A 21,661-nucleotide genomic window follows, 5' to 3' on the forward strand; every position below is an offset into this window, starting at 1 on the left:
CCCTATGCCCGAAAATCACGACGACGCCCAGAACACCGAAGCCGCAGAGGCGACCGCCGAAACCGCCAAGGTTGAATTCACCGAGGCTGCCGTCCCCGCAGCCGAGCCCGCAGCCCCCGCTGCAGCCGAGCCCGCCGAGGCCGCGGCCCCCGCTGCAGCCGAGCCGGATGAAGAAGGCGTGAAGTTCGCCGATCTCGGTATCGACGGCCGCGTGCTGGCCGCACTGCAGGACGTCGGCTACGAAAAGCCTTCCCCGATTCAGGCAGCAACCATCCCGCTGCTGCTCGAAGGCCGCGACGTCGTGGGCCTCGCCCAGACCGGTACCGGTAAGACTGCAGCATTCGCAGTACCGGCACTGTCCCGCCTGGCCGAGCTCCACGACCTCAACGGCCCGTCCCGCAAGACGCAGGCCCTGGTTCTCGCTCCCACCCGCGAGCTGGCGCTCCAGGTTGCCGAGGCCTTCACCTCGTACGCCAAGCACATCGATGACTTCACCGTCCTCCCCGTCTACGGCGGCTCCGCCTACGGCCCCCAGCTCGCCGGCCTGCGCCGCGGCGCCCAGGTTGTTGTTGGCACCCCCGGCCGCGTGATCGACCACATCGCCAAGGGCTCCCTGGACCTCTCCGAACTGCAGTACCTGGTGCTGGACGAGGCCGACGAGATGCTGCGCATGGGTTTTGCGGAAGACGTCGAGCAGATCTTCCAGCAGACCCCGGAATCCCGCCAGGTGGCGCTCTTCTCGGCCACCATGCCGAGCCAGATCCGCCGCATGTCCAAGCAGTACCTGAACAACCCTGCCGAGATCTCCGTGAAGTCCAAGACCTCCACGGGCACCAACATCAAGCAGCGGTACCTGCAGGTCATGGGCCCGCACAAGCTCGACGCGATGACCCGCATCCTCGAAGTGGAAGAGTTCGATGGCGTCATCGCCTTCGTCCGGACCAAGATGGCCACCGAGGACCTCGCCGACAAGTTGAAGTCCCGCGGCTTCCAGGCTGCCGCCATCAACGGCGACATCCCGCAGCAGCAGCGTGAACGCACAGTTGACGCGCTGAAGGAAGGCCGGATCGACATCCTGGTCGCCACCGACGTTGCCGCCCGCGGCCTCGACGTCGAGCGCATCAGCCACGTGGTCAACTACGACATCCCGCATGACACCGAGTCCTACGTGCACCGCATCGGCAGGACCGGCCGTGCAGGCCGCGCCGGCGATGCCATCCTGTTCATGACGCCGCGGGAGAAGTACCTGCTGCGCGCCATCGAAAAGGCCACCCGCCAGACGGTGGAGCAGATGCACCTGCCCACCGCCGAGACGGTCAACTCGCTGCGCCTGGGCAAGTTCGCCGAGCGCATCACTGAGACCCTGGAATCCGAGGACGTCTCGATGTTCCGCGATCTCATCGCCTCCTACGAGGAAGAGCACAAGGTGCCGGCGGCAGAAATCGCCGCGGCACTGGCAGTCATGGCGCAGGGCGGCCAGCCGCTCCTGGTCAAGGAACTGCCCGCAGCTCCCGAGTACCAGAAGCGCGAACGGTCCAAGGACGGCTTCGGCTCCCGCGGCCCGACCCGTGCACTGACCGAGGGCAACGCGACCTACCGGATCGCCGTCGGACGCCGCCAGCGCGTCATGCCGGGATCCATCGTGGGCGCCATCGCCAACGAAGGGGGCATTTCGTCGTCGCAGATCGGTGGCATCGACATCCGCTCGGACCACTCCCTGGTGGAGCTGCCGGCTGACCTCAGCCAGGAGCAGCTGCGCGCCCTGTCCCGCACCCGGATCGGCGGCGAGCTGATCCACCTCGAGCTGGACTCCGGACGCCGCCCGTCGGGTGACCGCGGCGATCGTGGTGACCGCGGCGACCGCGGTGGCTACCAGGGCGCCCGTGGCGGCAACTTCAAGGGCGGCGGCGGCTTCAAGAAGGAATTCCGGAAGAACGACGGCGAGCGTTCCTCCGCTGACCGCGGCGGCCGTTCGTACAGCGAGCGTTCCGAGCGCAGCTTCGGCGGCGACAGCGGTTCCAGCCGCGGCCAGGCCAGCGATTCCCGCTTCGGCGGCCACGGCGACGGCGCACGCAAGCCGCGCCACGGCAACGAGGGCGGACACCGCGACTTCAACCGCAAGGGCAAGTGGTAATCACCTCACCGCGACAATCCGTGTGAGGAATGACGCTACGGTGAATTCCGCATCCGATTAGAAACAGGCCGGCTGATCATCAGCCGGCCTGTTTCTGTTAAGGCTGTCCGCCCTGCCGTATGTAGGCTTCGTCACATCTGCGTCCTGGACGGTCCGAGAGGGGTATCCAAAAGGGCCCCCGTGCCCCCTCCAGGCCTGTATTTCCGGGCTTTTTCGGCCAAGGGAACCCCGCTCAGCCGCCGATTTGTTGAGTGCGAAATCTTCCGGTAGAGTATTTACTCGTTGCCCCCCTAGCTCAGTGGTAGAGCGCGTTCTTGGTAAGAACGAGGTCACCGGATCGATTCCGGTGGGGGGCTCGGAATGAGGGCCTGTGTCAAGGCGGTCTTGACCGGCTTGACACAGGTTTTTCTCATTCGTGGCGGTGTAGCTCAGTTGGTTAGAGCGCACGACTCATAATCGTGAGGTCGGGAGATCGAGCCTCCCCACCGCTACAGAATCTGCAGGCCAGAGGCATTCAGCCCCTGGCCTGCTTTTGTTTTTGGCCAAGGGCCCCATGCGCCCCAAGGCCAAGCCGTCGTGGGGCACTTTGGGGGAGTCGGCGCCGTAATAACGACGGCGGCCGGCGTGTCCCGTGTCAAAGTGCCCCATTTCGGACTTGCCTGCCCGGTCCGGGCCTAAGCCCTGGTGACGCTGATGCGCACGTTCGGGCAGGAGTCTGCCCAGCGGACCAGGGCCGCCTTCTCGGCGCTGTCCACCCGCAGGCCCCAGCGGATCTTCACGGCGATCCAGTTGCCGATGTATTCGCACTTATTCGCCGGCGGCATCCATGCCTCTGGGCCCTTGGCCTGCTTGGCGGAGTTCAGCGCCGCCGTCTGTGCGTTCAGGGACCGGCCGTCGCCGAGGTCGTTATAGAACGCCACGCGGCGCGCCTGTGACCAGTAGCGGGCGCCGGAGCCCCACGCCTCGTGGACAGGGACCGTGTGGTCGATCTCCACGGCGGACGCAAGGGTGTGCGTGCGATTGTCCCATCTGGTGACCCAGCGGCCCGTGCGCACAGTGCACCGGCGTGCGGTGGTGTACGTGGCGGCCACCTTCGCCTCCTGCAGCAGGACCTCGGCCCGGGTGTTCTGGCAGTCATGGTTGGTATCGAGCCAGGTGCCGAAGTAGCGGGTCCGGTCGTAGCCCATGTTGTTCTCCGGGGACACCGTGAGGGCGCGGGCAGCGGTGCGCAGCGGCGCGGAATAGAGGCTTGCGGCCTCGGCGGGGACTGCCAGCCCGGTGAGCAGCAGGCCTGCGGCCACGGCGGTGGCGGACAGCGAACGGACCCAGAGGCCGGACGTGACGGTCGCCGTGATGGCGGCCATCCGGCGTCGTGCCTGCTTGAACGCGCCGGCCTGCCTGGACGGCCCAGCCTGCCCGAACGGCGCGGCGTTCGGGTCTGTGTAATTGGACGTGCCTAACGGCATGCTTCCCCCATGGTTCCTGAAACGGTATGAATTTGCTTGATGCGTCAACCAGCATGCCAGCCGGAACAGGGGAGGACCGGATCCTTGATGAGGTCTTGATGCAATCCTGTGGGAACGCTGCGGCTGGACCCGGAACCGGCGGAACCGTTGTGTTCCGGGGCGGCTGGAACCTAAGGTCGGACTGCACAACCAAGGCAAACAGGCAGGCGGACAACCAGGAGCCGGCATGGCCAGACTGAAGTACCTGGGACTCATGTCCCTTGACGGTTACATCGCGGACCGGGACGGCAACTTCGACTGGGCCGAGCCGGACGCCGAGGTGCATTCCTTCGTCAACGAGCTGATGCGGCCGGCGGGAACACAGCTGCTCGGACGCCGGATGTACGAGGTGATGGCGGTCTGGGACCATCCTGAGGACTTCGGCGAGATACCCGGCTACGTCCGGGACTTCGCGGACATCTGGAAGGCAGCGGACAAGGTGGTCTTCTCCCGCACCCTGCAGGATGTGAGCACCGCCCGGACCAGGATCGAGCGGGATTTCGACGCCGACACCGTCGGGCGGCTCAAGGCCGAGGCCAGCCGGGACCTGGTGATAGGTGGCGCCGACCTTGCCGGGGAGGCCATCCGGGCGGGACTGGTGGACGAGTTCCAGATGCTCCTCTCGCCCGTGGCAGTGGGCGGCGGCAAGAGCTTCCTTCCGGATGACGTCCGTCTGCGGCTTGAGCTGCTCGAGGAGCGCCGGTTCGGCAACGGCACGGTCTTCCTCCGCTACGCCAACCGGACGTGATGGCCCGGCCGAGGCATGGGTTTGGGACACAATGGGGGCATGACCCGCATCGCAATCATCGGCGGCCACGGCAAAGTGGCCCTGCAACTGTCGGCACTCCTCACGGAACAGGGGCACAGCGTCACGTCCTTCATCCGCAACCCGGACCATGCGGCGGACGTCGCCGCCACCGGGGCATCGCCGTCGGTCCTCGACGTTGAAAACTCGACGACGGCGGAGATCGCCGCCGCGCTCCGGAACCACGACGCCGTGGTCTGGTCAGCCGGCGCCGGGGGAGGGAACCCGGCCCGCACGTATGCCGTGGACAGGGACGCCGCCATCCGTTCCATGGACGCGGCAGCGGAGGCCGGCGCCGGGCGCTATGTGATGGTGTCCTACTTCGGCGCCGGCCCGGACCACGGGGTCCCCGAAGGGCACAGCTTCCATGCCTACGCCGAGGCTAAGGCCGCCGCCGACGAGTACCTCCGCAGCACCCAGCTCCAGTGGACCGTCCTGGGGCCGGGAACGCTTACCGAGGGGCCGGGGAATGGGCTGGTCGATGTGAATCCCGCGGACGCCAGCTCAGGCACGCAGACGTCGCGCGCCAACGTCGCCTTGGTCGCCGCCGCGGTGCTGGACCGGCCTGGAACCGCCGGCAGGACCATCGAATTCCGCGACGGCACCCAGCCGGTGGCGGCGGCACTGAACGCCCTGCAGTAACCCGCCGGAATAGGTTTGCGCTTGTCTCGGGTTACGGGTCAGGCCGGGACGTTGAGCTCCAGGTCCAGGGTGTTCGTCTCCACGTAGTCCAGGGCCCGCCGGACTGCGCCCACGGTGACGATTGAATCGCCCAGCGGTGAGACCGCCACCCGCGGCGGGGTGGCCGTGAAGTCCGGCAGCCGCGCAGCAATGGGCTCGAGCAGGACGCCGGCAGAGTTGGCCACGGCCCCGCCGATCACCACGAGCTCGGGGTTGATCACGGTAGCCACCGAGCCGATCACCCGCGCCATCCTGTCGGCCAGCCGGTCCAGGATCTTCAGGGCCTCCGAATCACCCGCGGCGGCAGCAGCAAAGACGTGCTCCGCCTCGGCCCCCGTGGCTGCATGCTCGCGGAGGGACGTTTCCGCGTTGCCCTCCAGCGCCTCCGCGGCCCAGGCCCGCGCCAGTGTTGCGATGCCGTAGGTGTCCCCCACGCCCTCCACCAGGTCCAGGTATGCGAGCTCGCCCGCGCCGCCTCCGCTGCCGTGCAGCAGGCGGCCGTCCTCGATGACGCCGGAACCGAAGCGCTCACTCGCCAGGATCACGACGACGTCGTCCACGCCGGCCGCCGCGCCCCGCCACCGGTCGCCGAGGGCGGCGAGGTTGGCGTCATTCTCCAGCAGCACCGTCCACCCGTGCAGCTCATGCAGCGCAGACTTCAGGCCGAGGTCGAACAGCCCCCAGAAATGCTGGGCCGCCAGGATGTTGCCGTTCCGGTCCACCGGGGCGGCGATGCCGGCGCACACGGCCAGCACGGCATCAGGGGAGGCGCCCACACCGTGCAGGGCCATGGTGGCGGCCCGGTCAATGACGGCGACCCGTTCTTCGGCGGACATGTCCTCAATCTCAAATGGCTGGCTGGCACGCCCCAGCGCCTTGCCGCGAAGATCGGACACCACCACTGTCGCCTTGGAGAAGCCCACGTCCATTCCCAGCACGTAGCCCGCACGCTCATTGAGTTCGAACCGCCTGGCGGGCCGCCCCTTCTGGTATCCGCCAAAGGCACGCTGGTTCTCCAGTTCGGTGATCCACCCGCGCTCCATGAGGTCCTCGCACACGGAGAGGGCGGTGGCCCGGGTGAGGCCGGTGGCCTGGATGACCTCGGTAACCGTCACCGCACCCGAGGCGCGCATGAAATCCAGGACCGCCCCGGCGCTCACTCGGCGCAGCAGCTGGGGCGTGGCCGCCGTCATCTCGGACATGCTGTTGACCTCCTTGTGCTCTGCCCCACATAATACTTGAGGAACTAAATTTAGAGTCCATATAAATTGATCCCGTGGGCCGGACGGCCGCCGGCGCCGGGATTCTCCTTCCAGCTTTTTCCTCAGCCCTTTTGCAAAGGAGCAACTGTGAACAGCCCTTCGACGCACCAACCCCGGTATCTACAACGCCGCGCCACCGGCAGGCACTCCCCGGCCTCCGAGCTGTGAGCGCGAGTCCGCTCAGCCGGCGCGCGCTGTTCAAGGCCGCCGGGTTGGCTGGCGCGGCAGCCGTCCTTCCGCTGGCGGGCTGCGGTGCCGTGCCCAGCAGCCAAAACGGCGTCACGACGCTGCGCTTCATGCAGAACAAGCCCGAGGTGGTGGCCTACTTCAACCAGGTGATCAAGGACTTCGAGGCGCTCAACCCGGACATCCGCGTCATCCAGGACTTCAATGAGGGCAACTTCGTGCCCGGCCTGGTCCGCAACGACCCGCCGGATGTCGTGACCCGCGGCTTCGTGCAGGCCAGCGCCGACTTTGTCCGCAAGGGCGTGTTCGCTGACCTTTCAGACCATCCGGCCGCAGCCACGATCGATCCCAAGGTCCAGGCCCTGGTCAGCTCGTGGGGACAGTACAACGGGCACGAGATCAGCGCCCTTCCGTTCTCCCTGGCAGCCGCCGGGGTCATCTACAACCGCGACATCTTCGAGGCGCAGGGCGTGTCCGTCCCCCGCACGTGGAACGAGTTCGCCGCGGCCTGCGGGAAGTTCCAGTCCGCCGGCATCACCCCCATCTACGGCACGTTCAAGGACAGCTGGACCCTCGGCCAGGGCATGTTCGACTACCTCGCCGGCGGCTCCCTGGACGTCGCTGGCTTCTTCGCGAAGCTCACCGCCAAGGGCGCCGCCATCAGCGAAGACGCCAAGGAATCGTTCACCAGCAACTTCAGCCCGGTCCTGCCCAAGATGCTCGAGCTGGCCGCCTTCTCGCAGAAGGGCGCCACGAGCAAGAACTACGCCGACGGCAACGCCGCATTCGCCAAGGGCCAGGCGGCCATGTACCTGCAGGGCCCGTGGGCACTGTCCCAGCTGGTGGCCGCCAACAAGGACGTCCGGCTCGGCAGCTTCCCGCTGCCCGTCACGAACAACACCGCCGACACCAAGGCCCGGGTCAACGTGGACATGGCTCTGTCCATCACCCGCAACACGCCCAACATGGCCGCGGCACGCCGGTTCGTCAGCTACCTGCTGGACCCCTCCGTGGTGAACGCCTACAACGAAAAGAACGCGGCGTTCTCGCCGCTCAAGGAAGCTCCCGCCGTCGAAAATCCCCAGATCACCGGCCTCGCCGCCTCCGTCCGGGAGGGGCGGTACTACCAGGGGGCAACCACCTACTTCCCGCCGTCGGTACCGCTGTACAACTACATCCAGTCCTTCGTGTACGGCAAGAACGGCCGGCAGTTCCTTTCCGCCCTCGACGACGAATGGCGCCGGGTGGCCGAGCGCACCGCGGTCTGACCCGCCCGAATCCAGGAGCCCCCATGACGACAACCACAGAGACGGCGCAGGCAGCCCCGCCCGCAGCCGCAACCGTTTCCCCTAAAGCACCGCAGCTCACCGGCAGGTCCAAGAACAAGATCGATCCCGCGTACTACTGGATGGTGGTGCCGGTCCTGGCACTGTTCGCCTTCTTCATCACGCTGCCGGCACTCGTGGGCGTGTTCTTCAGCCTGACGAACTACGCCGGCTACGGCGACTGGAAGTTCATCGGACTGTCCAACTACGTCAACATCTTCAAAGACCCCGCCATCCTGCAGTCCTACATCTTCACGTTCGTGTTCGCCCTGACCACCACCGTGGTGGTCAATGTCGTGGCACTGGCGATCGCCCTCGGCCTGAACGCCAGGATCAAGTGGCGCTCCGGCATCCGCACCGTCTTTTTCATCCCCATGGTGCTCTCGGCCCTGGTGGTGTCCTTCGTGTTCAACTACCTGTTCTCCAACACCCTGCCGGTGATCGCGGACAGCCTCGGCGTGACACCACTGGCCACGAGCATCCTGGCCAATGAGAACTACGCCTGGCTTGCCATCGTGCTGGTCACGGTCTGGCAGGCGGCACCCGGCGCCACCATCATCTACCTGGCCGGGCTGCAGAGCGTACCGTCCGACGTGTATGAAGCCGCGGACCTCGACGGCGCCGGCACCTTCCGGCAGTTCGCCAGCCTGACGTTGCCGCTCATCCTCGGGTACCTCGTCATCAACGTGATCCTCGGCTTCAAGGGCTTCCTCGGTACCTACGAGATCATCGTGGGCCTTACCGGCGGCGGCCCCGGCATGGCCACCCAGTCCGTGGCCATGCGCATCTTCTCCGGCTTCACCGGCGGGGACTACTCGTACCAGATGGCGAATGCGGTCATCTACTTCCTGATCACCCTGCTGATCTCCGTCATCCAGCTGCGCCTCATCCAGCGCCGGGGGGTTTCACTCTAATGACAGCTCTTCCACTGACCAACCGCCGCCCTTCCAGCGACGCAGCCAGCCCGCTTGGCCGGAAAAACCGCTCCGGCCGGGAAGGCTACAAGATCAACTGGTGGCTCACCGCGCTGATGCTGGCGGCCTCCCTGACCGTGCTGCTCCCGCTGTACTTCACCGTGGCCATGGCACTGAAGGCCCCGGACCAGATCGGTACGGGCACGGGACTGGAATGGCCCAGCCCGGTGAACTGGGAAAACTTCGGCGCCGCCTACATGGCAACGAACTTCCCGCGGGCGTTTATGTCGACGGCGTTCGTCACCGTCCTCAGCGTGCTTGGTTCGCTGGCTTGCAGCTCGCTCGTGGCCTATGCCATCGCGAGGAACTGGAACCGGAAGTTCTTCCGCGGCTCCTTCGTGTACCTGCTGTCGGCCATGTTCATCCCGTTCCCGGTGATCATCCTGCCGCTTATCAAGCAGACGGCACTCCTCGGCCTGGACAACCCGGGCGGAGTGGTGTTCCTGCACGTGCTGGGCGGCATCTCGTTCAACACGCTGCTGTACATCGCCTTCGTCCGCTCCATCCCCGTGGAGCTGGAGGAATCGGCCCGGCTCGACGGCGCCACCACCTGGCAGGTGTTCCGCAAGATCATCTTCCCGCTGCTGGCCCCCATGAACGCCACCGTGGGCATCTTCGCCTTCCTCGGCTCCTGGAACGACTTCCTGCTGCCGCAGATGATGATCGCCGACCCCGCCCTGCAGACCCTTCCCGTGGTGCAGATGCTCTTCCAGGGGGAGTTCAACACCAACTACAGCCTCGCGTTCGCCTCCTACCTGATGGCCATGGCACCCACCTTGGTGGTTTACATCCTCGCCCAGCGTTGGGTACTGTCCGGAGTCATGCGCGGGGCCGTCAAGTAGACCCATCAAACCAGTCCAGCAACAACCCCAACCACAAGAAAAGGATCATCCCTTGTCCACCACCGCCACGCTGGCAACCCTTTCCGATTCCGACCGTCTGGCCGATCCGAACTGGTGGCGCCAGGCGTCCGTCTACCAGATCTACCCCCGCAGCTTTGCCGACTCGAACGGCGACGGCCTGGGCGACATCAAGGGCATCACGGCCAAGGTCCCGTACCTGAAGGCGCTCGGAATCGACGCCGTCTGGCTCAGCCCGTTCTACCCCTCGGCGCTCGCCGACGGCGGCTACGACGTGGACGACTACCGCAACGTGGACCCGAAGCTCGGCACGCTGGAGGACTTCGACGAGATGGCCGCCGCCCTCCACGCCGCCGGCATCAAGCTGATCGCGGACATCGTCCCGAACCACTCCTCGGACCGGCACGAATGGTTCAAGGAAGCCCTCGCCTCCCCGAAGGGTTCACCGGCCCGGGACCGCTACATCTTCCGTGACGGCAAGGGCCCCAACGGCGAGCTCCCGCCGTCGGACTGGGACTCCGTCTTCGGCGGCCCCGCCTGGGAGCGCATCACCGAACCGGACGGGACCCCCGGCCAGTGGTACATGCACATCTTCGCCAAGGAACAGCCCGACCTGAACTGGGCCAACCGGGAAATCCGCGACGACTTCCTCAAGACCCTGCGCTTCTGGTCGGACCGCGGCGTCGACGGCTTCCGCGTTGACGTGGCGCACGCGCTCACCAAGGACCTCACCGAACCGCTGCTGTCCAAGCTGGAACTGAGCGCCGCCAACACCGGCACGGACGGGTTCGACGACGGGTCGCACCCGTTCTGGGACCGCGACGAAGTGCACGAGGTCTACGCCGAGTGGCGCGAGGTCTTCAACGAGTACAACCCGCCGCGCACCGCCGTCGCCGAGGCCTGGGTGCACGCCACGCGCCGGGCCCGCTACGCCAGCCCCGAGGGCCTGGGCCAGGCGTTCAACTTCGACCTCCTGCAGGCGGACTTCGACGCCGAGGAGTTCCACGAGATCATCACCCGCAACCTGGCAGAGGCCGCCGCCACCGGCGCCTCCTCCACCTGGGTCTTCTCCAACCACGACGTCGTCCGGCACGCCACCCGCTACGGCCTGCCGAAGGGCTCCAAGGGCAAGCACGCCAAGGGACAGGACGGCAAGGACTGGCTGCTGGCCGGCGGTCCAGCGGAGGAACTCGACGTGGATCTCGGCCAGCGCCGTGCCCGTGCCGCCACGCTCCTGATGCTTGCGCTGCCGGGTTCCGCCTACCTGTACCAGGGCGAGGAACTGGGCCTGCAGGAAGTGGCCGACATCCCCGAAGCCGAAAGGCAGGACCCGTCGTTCTTCCGCAACAGGGGAGTGGAAGTGGGCCGCGACGGCTGCCGTGTGCCGCTGCCGTGGTCCGTGGAAGGCACGTCCTTCGGGTTCGGCGACGGCGGCGCGCACCTGCCGCAGCCCGAGTGGTTCAGCACCTACGCGGTTGAGGCGCAGGACGGCACCCAGGGCTCCACGCTGGAGCTCTACCGCACGGCGCTGAAGCTCCGCCGCGAGCTGCAGGCTGCCGAAGAGCTGGAATGGATCGAAACCGGGAACCCGGACGTCCTGCACTTCAGCCGTCCGGGAGGGTGGCAGTCCGTGACCAACTTCGGGGACACCGCCGTCGACCTTCCCGCGGGCACCGTGCTGGTGAGCAGCGCCCCGCTGCAAGACGGGAAGCTGCCGGCCAACACCACGGCCTGGCTGCGCTGATCCGCACTGAATACCCGCCGCTGGCGGCCCCGGGCCTGACTGGACGGGGTGCCGCCAGCGACTCGTTAAACACCCGGCCGCCGGGGCTCTGTGCGGGGCCCGGAACAAATGAAAGAGTGATGCCATGACTGAACAGACTGCAGCACCCTACGGCCGGCTGCTCTACGGCTGCATGGGCCTGGGCGGGGACTGGTCGACCGAACCCCACGAAATCACCGACGTCGAGGCCGCGGCAGAGGCCATCGATGCGGCGCTGGACATCGGCGTCACGCTCTTTGACCACGCCGACATCTACCGGCACGGAAAGGCCGAGACGGTCTTCGGCGAGGTCCTGGCCGGCACGAGCGGCCTGCGCGAACGCATCCAGCTGCAGACCAAGTGCGGGATCAGGCTGAACGAGCGGGGGCTGGAGACACACTACGACCTGAGCGCGGACGCCATTACGGAGCGCGTGAACGGCAGCCTCGAGCGCCTGCGCACCGATTACGTGGACATCCTCCTGCTGCACCGCCCGGATCCCCTGATGGACCCAGCGGAGGTGGCCGCCGCCGTCGGGAAGCTGATGGCGGAAGGCAAGGTGCGGGCGCTGGGCGTGTCCAACATGTCCGCCGCCCAGATCGAGTTCCTGCAGGACAGCCTCGAGACCCCGGTGGTGGCCAACCAGCTCGAGCTCAGCCTGCTCAAGCGCGACTGGCTGGAGAGCACCGTCCTGGTGAACCATCCCGATGCCCACAGCTACAGCTTTCCGCACGGGACGCTGGAGTACTGCGCCCGGCAGGGGATCACGCTGCAGGCCTACGGCGCCCTGGCCCGCGGCCACTACACCGGCAACCCGCCCGAACGGCCCACGCCGGCCGAGAGCGCCACGGCCGCGCTGCTGGCGGAGATGGCCCGGGAGAAGGACACCACGGTGGAGGCTGTGCTGCTGGGGTGGCTGATGAAGCACCCTGCCGGGATCGCGCCGGTCATCGGGTCCGCCAACCCGGACAGAATCCGTGCCTGTGCCGGGGCCGCCCGCGCGGCCCAGACCATGACCCGGGCCGAGTGGTACCGGCTGTGGGTCACGGCCAGGGGAAGCAACATCCCTTAAACCAAAGTGGGGCCGCAGCTGTTGCCGTTACGAGGCTTCAAAACGACAACAACTGCGACCCCGTTTGGTGTGGACAACCCTAGAGCGGGGCGATCTCCGAGTACGTGGAGGCATCACCCTTCAGGGCCTGGCTCTGCTTGCCGTCCACGCCCACCGGGATGTCCCCGGCAATGGTGACTCGGTTGAGCTTGCGCGGCTGGCCGTCGTAGTTGTCCGGGGCGTAGTGCTGGGTGATCCGGTTGTCGAAGAGCACCAGCTGGTTGGGCTCCCAGTTCACCCGGACCACGTTCTCAGGACGTGTCACGTAGGCCTGGAGCAGGCGGATGATGTCCTTCGATTCGGTGTTGGACAGGCCGACGATCCGCAGGCGCTGCGCGAAGCCTCCAATGAACAGACCGCGCTCGCCGGTCAGCGGGTGAACGCGCACCACGGGGTGGGCGGTCTCGAACTTCAGCCGGGTGAATTCCTTGCGGCGCTCGTCGGCGTTGGCGTGCTCCAGGTTCTTGGGCACCGAGTAGTCGTAATCATTGGTGTGGATGGCCCAGAGGGTGTCGGCGAAGTTCCGCAGCTCGTCCGGAAGATCGGCGTAGGCGCCGGCGGAGGAGGCGATCAGCGTCTCGCCGCCGTAGGCCGGCAGGTCGATGCTGCGCAGCGTGGACGCCTGTGGCGGGTTGACCACGAACGTGACATCGGTGTGCCAGTTGTTGGCCGAACCGTTCTCGCTGTCCACCGGCAGGACGTTCTCCTCGCCTTCCACGGACGCCACGGTGGGGTGCGCCTTGGTGAGCGGGCCGAAGTGGCTGGCGAACTTCACCTGAGCCTCGTCGGAGAGGATGTTGGCCTCGCGGAACACCAGGGCCTTGTGCTCGTTGAGGGCCGCGCGGATCTCCGCAACGGTCTCTGCGGACAGGTCGCCGCTGAGGTCCAGGCCCCGGATCTCGGCGCCGATGCGGGAGCCCAGCTTGGAGAATTCGAGCTTTGTTTCGGTAATGACAGTCATCGTTCTTTCCTCACTTAGTGCGTTGCTTTGGATCGGTCGGTTACTTGGAAGCCGTCAGGAGTCCGTTGAACTCGTTGGTGTACAGCTTTTTGGTGTCCAGATCGGACTTGATGATGCCCGCGGACTTCAGGTACTCCTCCCAGCGGGTGAAGTCCTCGTCCTTGATCTCGCCCTTGGCAGGGACGCCCACGCTCTTCCAGTACTGCAGGGCGGCGGGGTTCTCATTGCGGCCGCGTTCCTTCAGGATCTTGGTGAGCCGGGCAACGACGTCCTTGCGGGGCGTGGCCCGCTCCCATTCGATGGCCTTGGCCACGCCCGTGGTGAAGGTCCGGACGGTGTTGGGGTTCTTGGCGATGAAGTCATCCCGGAACACGTAGGGTCCGCCGGCAAACGCGCCGAACAGCTCGTAGTCGCTGAAGACGGACCGCAGCCCGCCGTTGGCGACGGCCTTGTCCTGCAGGATGCCGCCCAGGGCGCCGGCGTCAACCTGGCCGCGGCGGATGGCTTCCTCGGTGTCGTTCGGCGGAACCACCACGAGCTGGACCTGCTTGATCTCGTCCGCGCTCAGGCCGTTCTTGCGGAGGTAGGTGTTGATGACGGCCTCGGAGTGGGCGCCGAGGGTGTTCACTGCGATCTTCTTGCCGATGAAGTCCCGGGCTGTCCTGATCGGGCTGTCCTCCTTCACGTAGAAGCCGTTGAAGGTTTTGCTGTCCTCGCCGTAGTAGTTGATGACGGCCTTCACCGGGGCGCCGGCCTCCACGAGTTTCACCACGGCCCCGGCGAACGCGCCGCCGAAGTCTGTCTGGCCCGTCGCTGCGGACTGGATGTCCTGTGGGCCGCTGATGGTGTTGCCCACCCAGTTCAGTTTGACGTCGCCCAGATAGCCGAGGTCCTGCGCCAGCTCGGGAAGGGTGACGCTGTTGGCCCAGCCCTGGTAGCGGAGCTCCTTGACTTCATTGGCGCCGGAAGCTCCCGCGCCGCCCGTGTCATCACCGGCGGCGCTCCCGCCGCAGCCGGACACCGTCAGGGCGATGACGACGGCGGCCGCAGCACTCAGGATGGTCAGGTGTCGTTTCATTGGGGGTTCCTTCAGGGGTTGGTTGGCTGGTTCGCCAGGTTCACTCCGGCCGCTGCAACGGCCGATGGATCGATGTAAGCGCACTCGGAGGACGCAGAAAAGTGCCGGGGTCACGGCGGGAAACCGTTGGAAATCCGCGGAAATACGGCGCAACAACGGGTCATGAGGCGCACCGTTGCGGGCAGTGAATCCGTGTGACAGGCGGCATCAGGGCTCCCCGCCGAGCAGGGTACACTGCCCCTTTTGTTCGTATTGGTCTGCCCCGCGGGGCAGATCTGCGTCGCGCATACGGGCGCGCGCCCGATACGGTAGAACCATGACGTCTACTTCCACAGCCGAGATCACCCGGCACGAACGCAATATCCCCGCCGAGATCGCCCGGTCGTGGCTGCTTGTCAACGCAATGAAAACCGAGCTTTTCGACCAGTCCGCCGTGTCCCGCGCGGACTCGATCATCCTCGACATCGAAGACGCCGTTGACCCCTCGCAGAAGGACGTTGCCCGCGAGAACGTGGTGAACTGGCTCGCCGGCGGAGGCCAGGCCTGGGTGCGGATCAACGACGCCACCAGCAAGTTCTGGGCCGACGACCTCGCGGGCCTGCGCGGCACGCCGGGGCTGCTCGGCGTCATGCTGGCCAAGACCGAATCGGCTGACCAGGTCACCGAGTCCTTCCACCGGATGGACGGCAAGACGCCGGTCGTCCCGCTCGTGGAATCCGCGCTCGGCATCGAGGAAGCCAACCACATCGCCAAGGCCCAGGGCGCCTTCCGCCTGGCCTTCGGCTCCGGCGACTTCCGCCGCGACACCGGCATGGCGAACACCCAGGAGGCCATGGCCTACCCGCGGGCCAAGCTCGTCGTCGCCAGCCGCGTCGGCAACCTGCCGGGCCCCATCGACGGGCCCACCGTGGGCACCAACCACCCGATCCTGCGCGAGCAGACCGGAGTCACGGTGATGATGGGCATGACCGGAAAGCTCTGCCTGGCCATCGACCAGACCAGCGTCATCAACGAGGTCATCAGCCCCACGCCGTCGGACGTTGCCTGGGCCACCGACTTCATGAACGACTTCGAAGCCAACGGCCGCGTCATCCGTGACGGCTCGGACCTGCCCCGCCTGGGCCGTGCAGAGAAGATCATGAAGCTCGCGGTAGCGTTCGGCGTGCAGCCCGCGCTGTAAGCGCCAGCAGCATCACCAGGAGACCCCGTGACCGATACCCGCTATCTGGTGCACGGGGTCTTCTGGGATGGGCCGCCGTCCGTTTCCGCAGTGTCCGACGGCGGCAGGCCGGTTTTGCGTCTCCAGCACCATTCAGGCGGGTTCAGTGAGATGACGCTCGACGCCGGCACCCGGCTCGGGTTCCGGGTGGCGGACGGCGCCAGGCACTGCCTCGGCCACACCAGGGTTTTCTCGGCTACCGAGCGGCGGCACGTGACGTGCCCGGACAGTGCCCGCGCGGTCCGGGGCAGCCAGTGCGAGACCTGCCAGTTCGCGGACGACACCCGGCTGATCCACGACTTCCACCGCGGGGGCGTGTCCCGGCGGGCCTGCGGGACTACCTGATGCAGCCGCACTGGCTGTACGTCGCCACGTTCGCCAACGGTGCCAGCAAGATCGGCACGGCCTCGCAGCCGCGCAAATGGAACCGGCTCGCTGAGCAGGGTGCGGTGGTTGCCCGGTATGTCGCCCTGGCGGAGGACGGGCGGGCGGTGCGCGTCCTGGAGGACCTGGCCACGAGCGAAGCGGGCCTTGCCCAGCAGGTGCGCGGCGCGGCGAAGGCCGCCGCCCTCACGGACCCGCTGCCCGGCGTCGAGCTTGACCTCCTCAACCGGCGCCGGGCGGAGGACGTCCGGACCCTGCTGGCGGGCACCGCCGTCGGGGGTTTTGCCATTGTGGACGAACAGTGGATCCGCCCAGCCCAGGCCGCGGAGCTGTGCGCCGCGGCCTCCCGGCACGCGTACCCGCACGGGATGCACGGCGGAAGCCACGGCTTCACCCTCACGGCACTGTGCGGCAGCCACGGCCTTGCCAGCCTGGACGGCTCGGAGCTGGACTTCGTGGTGAACCTCGGGCTGTTGAAGGGGCGGCTGGTGGAACCGGGGGAGTACGCCTCGGAGGTGCCGGCGGTGCAGCCACCCCTCTTCTAAGGAGGCCCTTGAATGGGGGCGCACAGCCTCACTGGGTAAACTGGCACGGTGCTGCACGAATTCTGGGTCACCGCGCCCAAGTCCTACAAAATCCTGGTCTTCACCGCGATGGGCCTCATCGCCGTCGGCCTCATCCTCAACATCGCGGGCAACGTCACCGCCAACCAGGGGCTCATGATCGGGTCCCTGCCGGTGATCGGCCTGGGCCTCGTGCTGCACATGGTGGGCCTGGTGGTCCGCGGCCAGAGTGTACGGAAGAACATCCGCAAGTAGGAAACCCTTGCGCGTGCCCCGATAGGCTTGAACCCATGACTATCAATCCGGACCTGCAGGGCCGAAGCTACCCTGCCGCAGAGGTGTATGACGTTGGCCGCGAGAAAATCCGCGAGTTCGCCCGCGCCGTCAAGGCCACCCACCCCGCCCACTTCGATGTTGACGCCGCACAGGGTCTGGGCCACCCCGACCTCGTGGCCCCGCCCACTTTTGCGATCATCATCGCCCAGCGCGCCGACGCCCAGCTGATCGAGGATCCGGAGGCGGGCATCGACTTCTCCCGCGTCGTCCATGCCGACCAGCGCTTCACCCACCACCGCCCCATCTTTGCCGGCGACCGGCTCGTCGCCGAATTGCACGTCGACGGCGTGCGCGCCATGGGCGGCGGTGCCATGATCACCACGCGCAGCGAGATTTTCCTACTGACGGACGGGAACGGGCGCGAGCCGGTATCCACCACCAAGTCATCCATCCTGGTCCGCGGAGAGGGACAGTAGCCATGAGCCCCACATTCGAAGAACTCAGCGTCGGCCAGGACATCGGCAGCCGCAGCATCGAGGTGACCCGGCAGGACCTGGTCAAGTATGCCGGCGCGTCGGGCGACTTCAACCCCATCCACTGGAACGAGGCCTTCGCCACGGGCGTCGAGCTTCCCGGCGTCATCGCCCACGGCATGTTCACCATGGGTGCCGCCGTGCAGCTGGTCAGTGACTGGGCCGGTGACCCGGCCGCCGTCGTCGATTACCAGACGCGTTTCACCAAGCCGGTGCTGGTCACCGACACCACGGGGACCGGCGACGCCGGTGCCGTGATCGACGTCAGCGGCGCAGTCGGCGCGCTCGATGCCGAAGCGCGCACCGCGCGCGTTGACCTCACCGTGGTGTCCGACGGCCAGAAGGTGCTCATGAAGGCCCAGGCCCTCGTCCGGTTGTCGTGACGTGATGCTGTCTTGAGCTCCACCGCCGTCCAGGCGCGGGAAGTCGCCCTGTGGCGCAACGCGGTCGTCGTGGCCTATGCCGCCAGCGGGCTCGCCTTCGCATCCTGGGTCTCCCGCCTCCCCGCGATCCGCGACGGTCTCCACCTCACGCCCGGCACGGTGGGACTGCTCCTGCTGTGCATGACCGCCGGGTCCTTCCTCTCGGTCTCCGCGTCGGGGCTGATCGTGCTCCGGCTCGGATCCCGGCGGACCATCCGGACCGGCAGCATCATGGTGGGGTGCGGCCTTATCCTGGCCGGCTTCGGCACATCCGTCCTGTCCAGCCCGGTGGCCGTTGCCGCGGGCCTGGCCGTCGTCGGGCTGGGCACGGCCAGCTGGAACACGGCGTCCAACGTGGAGGGCGCCGCCGTCGAACGCGCCATCGGCCGACACATCATGCCCCGGCTGCACGGCTCGTTCAGCCTGGGCACGGTTGCCGGGGCCGGGCTTGGTGCCTGGGCGGCAGGCACCGGCGTGCCCGTCCTCTGGCACCTCGCCGCTGCCGGGCTGGTCGTCGCCGGTTCGGTGACGACGGCGGCACGCTGGTTCCGTGCCGACGTCACGCCGGCGGAACGTACGGCACCGTACCGGCCCGACAACTTCGAGGACCCATCCACCGGGCCGATCCCTCTTGTCCGCCCCGGCAACGGCGGCGGCGAGGCCCCGCTGAACAACAAGCGCAAGATCGCCCAGGCTTGGCGGGACCGGCGGACCCTGCTCCTCGGCGTCATGGTGCTGGGCCTGGCGCTGGCCGAGGGCGCCGCGGGGGACTGGGTGGCACTGGCCCTGGCGGACGGACACCACCAGTCGGATGCGGCGGGCGCCGCAGGGTACGGGCTATTTGTCACATTCATGACGATCGGCCGGTTTCTTGGGACAGTGGTGCTCGACCGGTTCGGCCGGGTCCCGGTGATGCGGTGGTGCTCGGCCATGGCCGTTGTTGGGCTGGCGCTGTTTGTGTTCGCCCCTGTCCCGTGGCTGGCCTACGCCGCCCTGGCCGTTTGGGGACTCGGCGCCTCGTTGGGTTTCCCGGTGGGCATGTCCGCCGCGGCTGACGACCCCGCCAAGGCCGCCGCCCGCGTGTCCGTGGTGTCCACGATCGGGTACGGGGCGTTCCTGTGCGGCCCGCCACTGCTGGGGCTGCTGGCTGAGCACGTAGGGATCCTGCACTCGCTGCTGGCCGTGATGGCCGTGCTGGTGGCAAGCTTCCTGCTGTCCCCGGTGGCCCGCAAGCTTCCCTGATTTCCCCTGCTTCTGTTCCCGATAGGCTGGACTGGTGACCTCCCCAATGCTTTCCGATCTGACCACGGCCGCCGTCGGCGGTCCCGCCGGCACCTACGTCGAGGCCCGCACCGAGGCCGAGATCATCGAGGCGGTGCGTGCCGCGGACGCCGCCGGCGAGCAACTGCTCATCATCGGCGGCGGCTCGAACCTGCTGATTTCCGACGACGGGTTCCCCGGTACCGTCCTGAAGATCGCCTCCGAGGGGTTCACCGTCAGCGCGGAGGACTCCTGCGGCGGCGTTTCCGTGGTGGTTCAGGCGGGCCACAACTGGGACGCGCTGGTGGAGCATGCCGTGCTCCACGCCTGGTCCGGAATTGAGGCGCTGTCCGGGATTCCCGGCGCCACCGGCGCCACTCCGGTGCAGAATGTCGGCGCGTACGGTTCGGACGTCTCGCAGACCATCGCCGCGGTCCGGACCTGGGACCGGGAGCGCAACGCGGTCAAGACCTTCACCAACTCGGAGCTTAAGTTCGGGTACCGGGATTCGGTCCTCAAGCAGACCACCGTTGACGGGTCCCCCCGCTATGTGGTGCTGACTGTTGAATTCCAGCTGCCGCTGGGCCGCATGAGCGCACCCATCCGATACGCCGAGCTGGCGCGGGTCCTCGGGGTCGAGCAGGGCCAGCGGGCCTACTCGAACGACGTCCGCCGCGAGGTCCTGCGGCTGCGTGCCTCCAAGGGCATGGTGCTGGACCCGGCCGACCGCGACACGTACTCCACGGGTTCGTTCTTCACCAACCCGATCGTGCCGTCTTCCGTGGCAGACGGACTGCCCGAAAACGCACCCCGGTACCCGGGCGGCTCCGACGGGCTGATCAAGCTGTCCGCGGCCTGGCTGATCGACCACGCCGGCTTCGGCAAGGGCTTCGGGCTGGGGGAGGGCAGCGTCTCCGGCGGCCGGGCCTCGCTGTCCACCAAGCACACGCTGGCCATCACCAACCGCGGCTCGGCCAGCGCCGCCGACATGGTGGCGATCGCGCGCGAGGTTAGGGCCGGCGTCGTCGGACGTTTTGGCATCGAACTGCATCCCGAGCCGCTCCTGGTCGGCCTCACGCTCTAGCGAGTGTCTGGCCACGCCACGACCGGCCCTTAGCCGCACGACCGGCCCCGGCCGGTCTTGCGGGGCTTGGCCGGTTCTGTGGCGCGGGAGCGCGGGCCCGCAACCGTCAGGACGCCAAGAACCTCTCGTACCGCTCCGCGGCACGTCGAAAACCAGCGAGTGCCGCCGGGCCCAGAGGCTTCGTATCGTCGAAGGGGACGGGCACGACGGCGGCCGTCCGGCCATTCCCTTGCCTCACCCAGGTGCCGGTCACCTCGCCGCCGGCCACGATGGCCTTCTTGAACACCCCGTTGCCGCCCGGGACGATCTTCTGCGCGTGTTCGGGCGGCAGCACGATGCTCCGATCTGTGTAGCCGAGAACGAACTCGTCGAACCCCGGCAGGGCAAGGACCGTGCGCTGCCCGGGCACACCGTCGTCCAGCAATGCGGCGGCTTCGGGGGACAGCCAGAACTGGGTTCCGTCGTGCTCCAATTCGACCAACTCGCCGCTCACCTCCGGCAGGGCCCGCCGGACTTCGGTCAACGGAATGCTGGACCACCAGGCGAAGTCGCGCAGCGTAGCGGGTCCGTGCCCTCTCAGATACCGCAGCAGCAGCTCAGCGATCCCCTCCTCACGGCCCGGATGGCGTGAGGACCTGATCCAACGGTCGAACGCAACGAACTTCTGCTGGTTGCCGTCCAGCGGCCCGGGCACCAGGGAGGCACTCTGGCACAGCATCCACAGCAGGTGGATCCCGCGCTGGGCCTTGGTGGCCTGCCCGGCGGCTTCGAAGGCCGCGAACAGCTCCGCCCGGCTCGCTGCACGTCCGACGTCAACCACGCCGAGGGCTATTTCGCGGCATTTCTCCACGTCGTCGCTGGTGATTTCCAGTTGCCTGTGCCGCCCTGCCGTGCCCTGGACCATGCGGGCGGTGGTGATGTTCAGGATCCACTGCAGATCCTCGGGCGCCAGCAGGTGCAGTGTCCCTCGCATGGGCCACGACCTGACGACCGCACCGTCGTCCAAAGCCCTGCGGACATCGCTCAGTCCCGTGCCGGGAACCCGGACACCCACCGCCCACAGCGCCGACTGGAGATCCTGTGCCTGCATCGCGCCCATCCCGCGGACGGCCTCCGGCACGCCGCCGAACCCGGACCCCACAAGCCCCTGCGACGCCAGCCGCAGCCGGCCCATCACCTTCGATGAAACCCGGGTCTTCACCGCCGCTGCCATGAGCCCATCCTAGGACGTTCCGGATTGATGCAGGACCGGCCTCGCCCCGCATTACCGGCCTCA

At 67.4% G+C, this 21,661-nt stretch carries 19 protein-coding genes, 2 tRNA genes and 1 pseudogene; 17 read left to right on the plus strand and 5 right to left on the minus strand.

Annotation, left to right across the window (positions count from 1 at the left end; translation table 11 throughout):
* Positions 1-4: 4 nt before the first annotated feature.
* From ACFTSA_RS02375 to ACFTSA_RS02385, 3 genes are all read left to right on the plus strand, one after another.
* Positions 5-2,134 (plus strand): DEAD/DEAH box helicase, encoded by a 2,130-nt coding sequence (locus ACFTSA_RS02375; protein WP_377949325.1) that lies wholly within the window; start codon positions 5-7, stop codon positions 2,132-2,134.
* 284 nt (positions 2,135-2,418) lie between these two features.
* Positions 2,419-2,490, plus strand: a tRNA-Thr gene (locus tag ACFTSA_RS02380).
* A gap of 61 nt (positions 2,491-2,551) precedes the next feature.
* A tRNA-Met gene (locus ACFTSA_RS02385) sits at positions 2,552-2,625 on the plus strand.
* 183 nt (positions 2,626-2,808) lie between these two features.
* On the opposite strand, the gene ACFTSA_RS02390 is transcribed toward ACFTSA_RS02385, so the two are convergent.
* Positions 2,809-3,600 carry an HNH endonuclease family protein gene (locus tag ACFTSA_RS02390; protein ID WP_377949327.1) on the minus strand — a complete coding sequence of 264 codons (792 nt, stop codon included), beginning with the start codon at positions 3,598-3,600 and terminating at the stop codon, positions 2,809-2,811.
* A gap of 226 nt (positions 3,601-3,826) precedes the next feature.
* Here ACFTSA_RS02390 and ACFTSA_RS02395 point away from each other — a divergent pair, with 226 nt between their 5' ends.
* Both ACFTSA_RS02395 and ACFTSA_RS02400 read left to right on the plus strand, forming a co-directional pair.
* Complete coding sequence (locus ACFTSA_RS02395) at positions 3,827-4,387, plus strand: dihydrofolate reductase family protein (protein ID WP_377949328.1); 561 nt, start codon at positions 3,827-3,829, stop codon at positions 4,385-4,387.
* Between the two features lie 39 nt (positions 4,388-4,426).
* Positions 4,427-5,086, plus strand: coding sequence for an NAD(P)H-binding protein (locus ACFTSA_RS02400; protein ID WP_377949330.1), 660 nt, complete (start codon positions 4,427-4,429; stop codon positions 5,084-5,086).
* A gap of 38 nt (positions 5,087-5,124) precedes the next feature.
* Here ACFTSA_RS02400 and ACFTSA_RS02405 read toward each other — a convergent pair whose 3' ends face one another.
* The gene (locus tag ACFTSA_RS02405) at positions 5,125-6,327 is read right to left on the minus strand and encodes an ROK family protein (RefSeq protein WP_377949333.1); all 1,203 of its coding nucleotides are present in this window, start codon (positions 6,325-6,327) and stop codon (positions 5,125-5,127) included.
* A 224-nt stretch (positions 6,328-6,551) separates the two neighbouring features.
* Here ACFTSA_RS02405 and ACFTSA_RS02410 point away from each other — a divergent pair, with 224 nt between their 5' ends.
* The 5 genes from ACFTSA_RS02410 (at position 6,552) to ACFTSA_RS02430 (ending at position 12,566) form a co-directional block, all read left to right on the plus strand.
* Positions 6,552-7,841, plus strand: coding sequence for an ABC transporter substrate-binding protein (locus ACFTSA_RS02410; RefSeq protein WP_377949335.1), 1,290 nt, complete (start codon positions 6,552-6,554; stop codon positions 7,839-7,841).
* A 23-nt stretch (positions 7,842-7,864) separates the two neighbouring features.
* Positions 7,865-8,812, plus strand: coding sequence for a carbohydrate ABC transporter permease (locus ACFTSA_RS02415; protein WP_377949337.1), 948 nt, complete (start codon positions 7,865-7,867; stop codon positions 8,810-8,812).
* Positions 8,812-9,714, plus strand: coding sequence for a carbohydrate ABC transporter permease (locus ACFTSA_RS02420; RefSeq protein WP_377949339.1), 903 nt, complete (start codon positions 8,812-8,814; stop codon positions 9,712-9,714). The genes ACFTSA_RS02415 and ACFTSA_RS02420 overlap by 1 nt, the downstream gene beginning before the upstream one ends.
* Positions 9,715-9,766: 52 nt before the next feature.
* On the plus strand, positions 9,767-11,476 hold the full coding sequence (locus tag ACFTSA_RS02425; RefSeq protein WP_377949341.1) for a glycoside hydrolase family 13 protein: 1,710 nt from the start codon (positions 9,767-9,769) through the stop codon (positions 11,474-11,476).
* 124 nt (positions 11,477-11,600) lie between these two features.
* The gene (locus ACFTSA_RS02430; RefSeq protein WP_377949342.1) at positions 11,601-12,566 is read left to right on the plus strand and encodes an aldo/keto reductase family oxidoreductase; all 966 of its coding nucleotides are present in this window, start codon (positions 11,601-11,603) and stop codon (positions 12,564-12,566) included.
* A gap of 79 nt (positions 12,567-12,645) precedes the next feature.
* On the opposite strand, the gene ACFTSA_RS02435 is transcribed toward ACFTSA_RS02430, so the two are convergent.
* Both ACFTSA_RS02435 and ACFTSA_RS02440 read right to left on the minus strand, forming a co-directional pair.
* Positions 12,646-13,566 carry a TauD/TfdA dioxygenase family protein gene (locus tag ACFTSA_RS02435; RefSeq protein ID WP_377949344.1) on the minus strand — a complete coding sequence of 307 codons (921 nt, stop codon included), beginning with the start codon at positions 13,564-13,566 and terminating at the stop codon, positions 12,646-12,648.
* Positions 13,567-13,606: 40 nt separating this feature from the next.
* The gene (locus tag ACFTSA_RS02440; protein WP_377949346.1) at positions 13,607-14,644 is read right to left on the minus strand and encodes an ABC transporter substrate-binding protein; all 1,038 of its coding nucleotides are present in this window, start codon (positions 14,642-14,644) and stop codon (positions 13,607-13,609) included.
* Between the two features lie 316 nt (positions 14,645-14,960).
* Between ACFTSA_RS02440 and ACFTSA_RS02445 the strand changes: the two genes are divergently transcribed.
* The 7 genes and pseudogenes from ACFTSA_RS02445 to ACFTSA_RS02475 all read left to right on the plus strand — a co-directional run bounded on the left by ACFTSA_RS02445 (position 14,961) and on the right by ACFTSA_RS02475 (position 20,385).
* On the plus strand, positions 14,961-15,824 hold the full coding sequence (locus ACFTSA_RS02445; protein WP_377949347.1) for an HpcH/HpaI aldolase/citrate lyase family protein: 864 nt from the start codon (positions 14,961-14,963) through the stop codon (positions 15,822-15,824).
* Positions 15,825-15,851: 27 nt separating this feature from the next.
* Positions 15,852-16,792: pseudogene (locus ACFTSA_RS02450) on the plus strand (DUF2797 domain-containing protein).
* A gap of 48 nt (positions 16,793-16,840) precedes the next feature.
* Positions 16,841-17,065, plus strand: coding sequence for a DUF3188 domain-containing protein (locus ACFTSA_RS02455; RefSeq protein WP_377949349.1), 225 nt, complete (start codon positions 16,841-16,843; stop codon positions 17,063-17,065).
* 35 nt (positions 17,066-17,100) lie between these two features.
* Positions 17,101-17,562 (plus strand): MaoC family dehydratase N-terminal domain-containing protein, encoded by a 462-nt coding sequence (locus tag ACFTSA_RS02460; RefSeq protein WP_377949350.1) that lies wholly within the window; start codon positions 17,101-17,103, stop codon positions 17,560-17,562.
* A 2-nt stretch (positions 17,563-17,564) separates the two neighbouring features.
* Positions 17,565-18,002 carry a MaoC family dehydratase gene (locus tag ACFTSA_RS02465; protein WP_377949352.1) on the plus strand — a complete coding sequence of 146 codons (438 nt, stop codon included), beginning with the start codon at positions 17,565-17,567 and terminating at the stop codon, positions 18,000-18,002.
* A gap of 12 nt (positions 18,003-18,014) precedes the next feature.
* Positions 18,015-19,283 (plus strand): MFS transporter, encoded by a 1,269-nt coding sequence (locus tag ACFTSA_RS02470; protein WP_377949354.1) that lies wholly within the window; start codon positions 18,015-18,017, stop codon positions 19,281-19,283.
* Between the two features lie 34 nt (positions 19,284-19,317).
* On the plus strand, positions 19,318-20,385 hold the full coding sequence (locus ACFTSA_RS02475) for a UDP-N-acetylmuramate dehydrogenase (protein WP_377949356.1): 1,068 nt from the start codon (positions 19,318-19,320) through the stop codon (positions 20,383-20,385).
* Between the two features lie 106 nt (positions 20,386-20,491).
* Here the strand turns inward: ACFTSA_RS02475 and ACFTSA_RS02480 are convergent, their stop codons facing one another.
* On the minus strand, positions 20,492-21,598 hold the full coding sequence (locus ACFTSA_RS02480; protein WP_377949358.1) for a winged helix DNA-binding domain-containing protein: 1,107 nt from the start codon (positions 21,596-21,598) through the stop codon (positions 20,492-20,494).
* Between the last annotated feature and the right edge of the window lie 63 nt (positions 21,599-21,661).

This window comes from Arthrobacter sp. NPDC057013 (genome assembly GCF_042674585.1).
Classification (GTDB): Bacteria; Actinomycetota; Actinomycetes; order Actinomycetales; family Micrococcaceae; genus Arthrobacter.

Bases quoted from the DNA above. Each gene is read 5' to 3' on its own strand.
- ACFTSA_RS02405 (WP_377949333.1), bottom strand. From the start codon at position 6,327: ATGTCCGAGATGACGGCGGCCACGCCCCAGCTGCTGCGCCGAGTGAGC.
- ACFTSA_RS02430 (WP_377949342.1), top strand. From the start codon at position 11,601: ATGACTGAACAGACTGCAGCACCCTACGGCCGGCTGCTCTACGGCTGC.
- ACFTSA_RS02390 (WP_377949327.1), bottom strand. From the start codon at position 3,600: ATGCCGTTAGGCACGTCCAATTACACAGACCCGAACGCCGCGCCGTTC.
- ACFTSA_RS02400 (WP_377949330.1), top strand. From the start codon at position 4,427: ATGACCCGCATCGCAATCATCGGCGGCCACGGCAAAGTGGCCCTGCAA.
- ACFTSA_RS02480 (WP_377949358.1), bottom strand. From the start codon at position 21,598: ATGGCAGCGGCGGTGAAGACCCGGGTTTCATCGAAGGTGATGGGCCGG.
- ACFTSA_RS02465 (WP_377949352.1), top strand. From the start codon at position 17,565: ATGAGCCCCACATTCGAAGAACTCAGCGTCGGCCAGGACATCGGCAGC.
- ACFTSA_RS02435 (WP_377949344.1), bottom strand. From the start codon at position 13,566: ATGACTGTCATTACCGAAACAAAGCTCGAATTCTCCAAGCTGGGCTCC.
- ACFTSA_RS02445 (WP_377949347.1), top strand. From the start codon at position 14,961: ATGACGTCTACTTCCACAGCCGAGATCACCCGGCACGAACGCAATATC.
- ACFTSA_RS02440 (WP_377949346.1), bottom strand. From the start codon at position 14,644: ATGAAACGACACCTGACCATCCTGAGTGCTGCGGCCGCCGTCGTCATC.
- ACFTSA_RS02395 (WP_377949328.1), top strand. From the start codon at position 3,827: ATGGCCAGACTGAAGTACCTGGGACTCATGTCCCTTGACGGTTACATC.
- ACFTSA_RS02420 (WP_377949339.1), top strand. From the start codon at position 8,812: ATGACAGCTCTTCCACTGACCAACCGCCGCCCTTCCAGCGACGCAGCC.
- ACFTSA_RS02375 (WP_377949325.1), top strand. From the start codon at position 5: ATGCCCGAAAATCACGACGACGCCCAGAACACCGAAGCCGCAGAGGCG.
- ACFTSA_RS02415 (WP_377949337.1), top strand. From the start codon at position 7,865: ATGACGACAACCACAGAGACGGCGCAGGCAGCCCCGCCCGCAGCCGCA.
- ACFTSA_RS02460 (WP_377949350.1), top strand. From the start codon at position 17,101: ATGACTATCAATCCGGACCTGCAGGGCCGAAGCTACCCTGCCGCAGAG.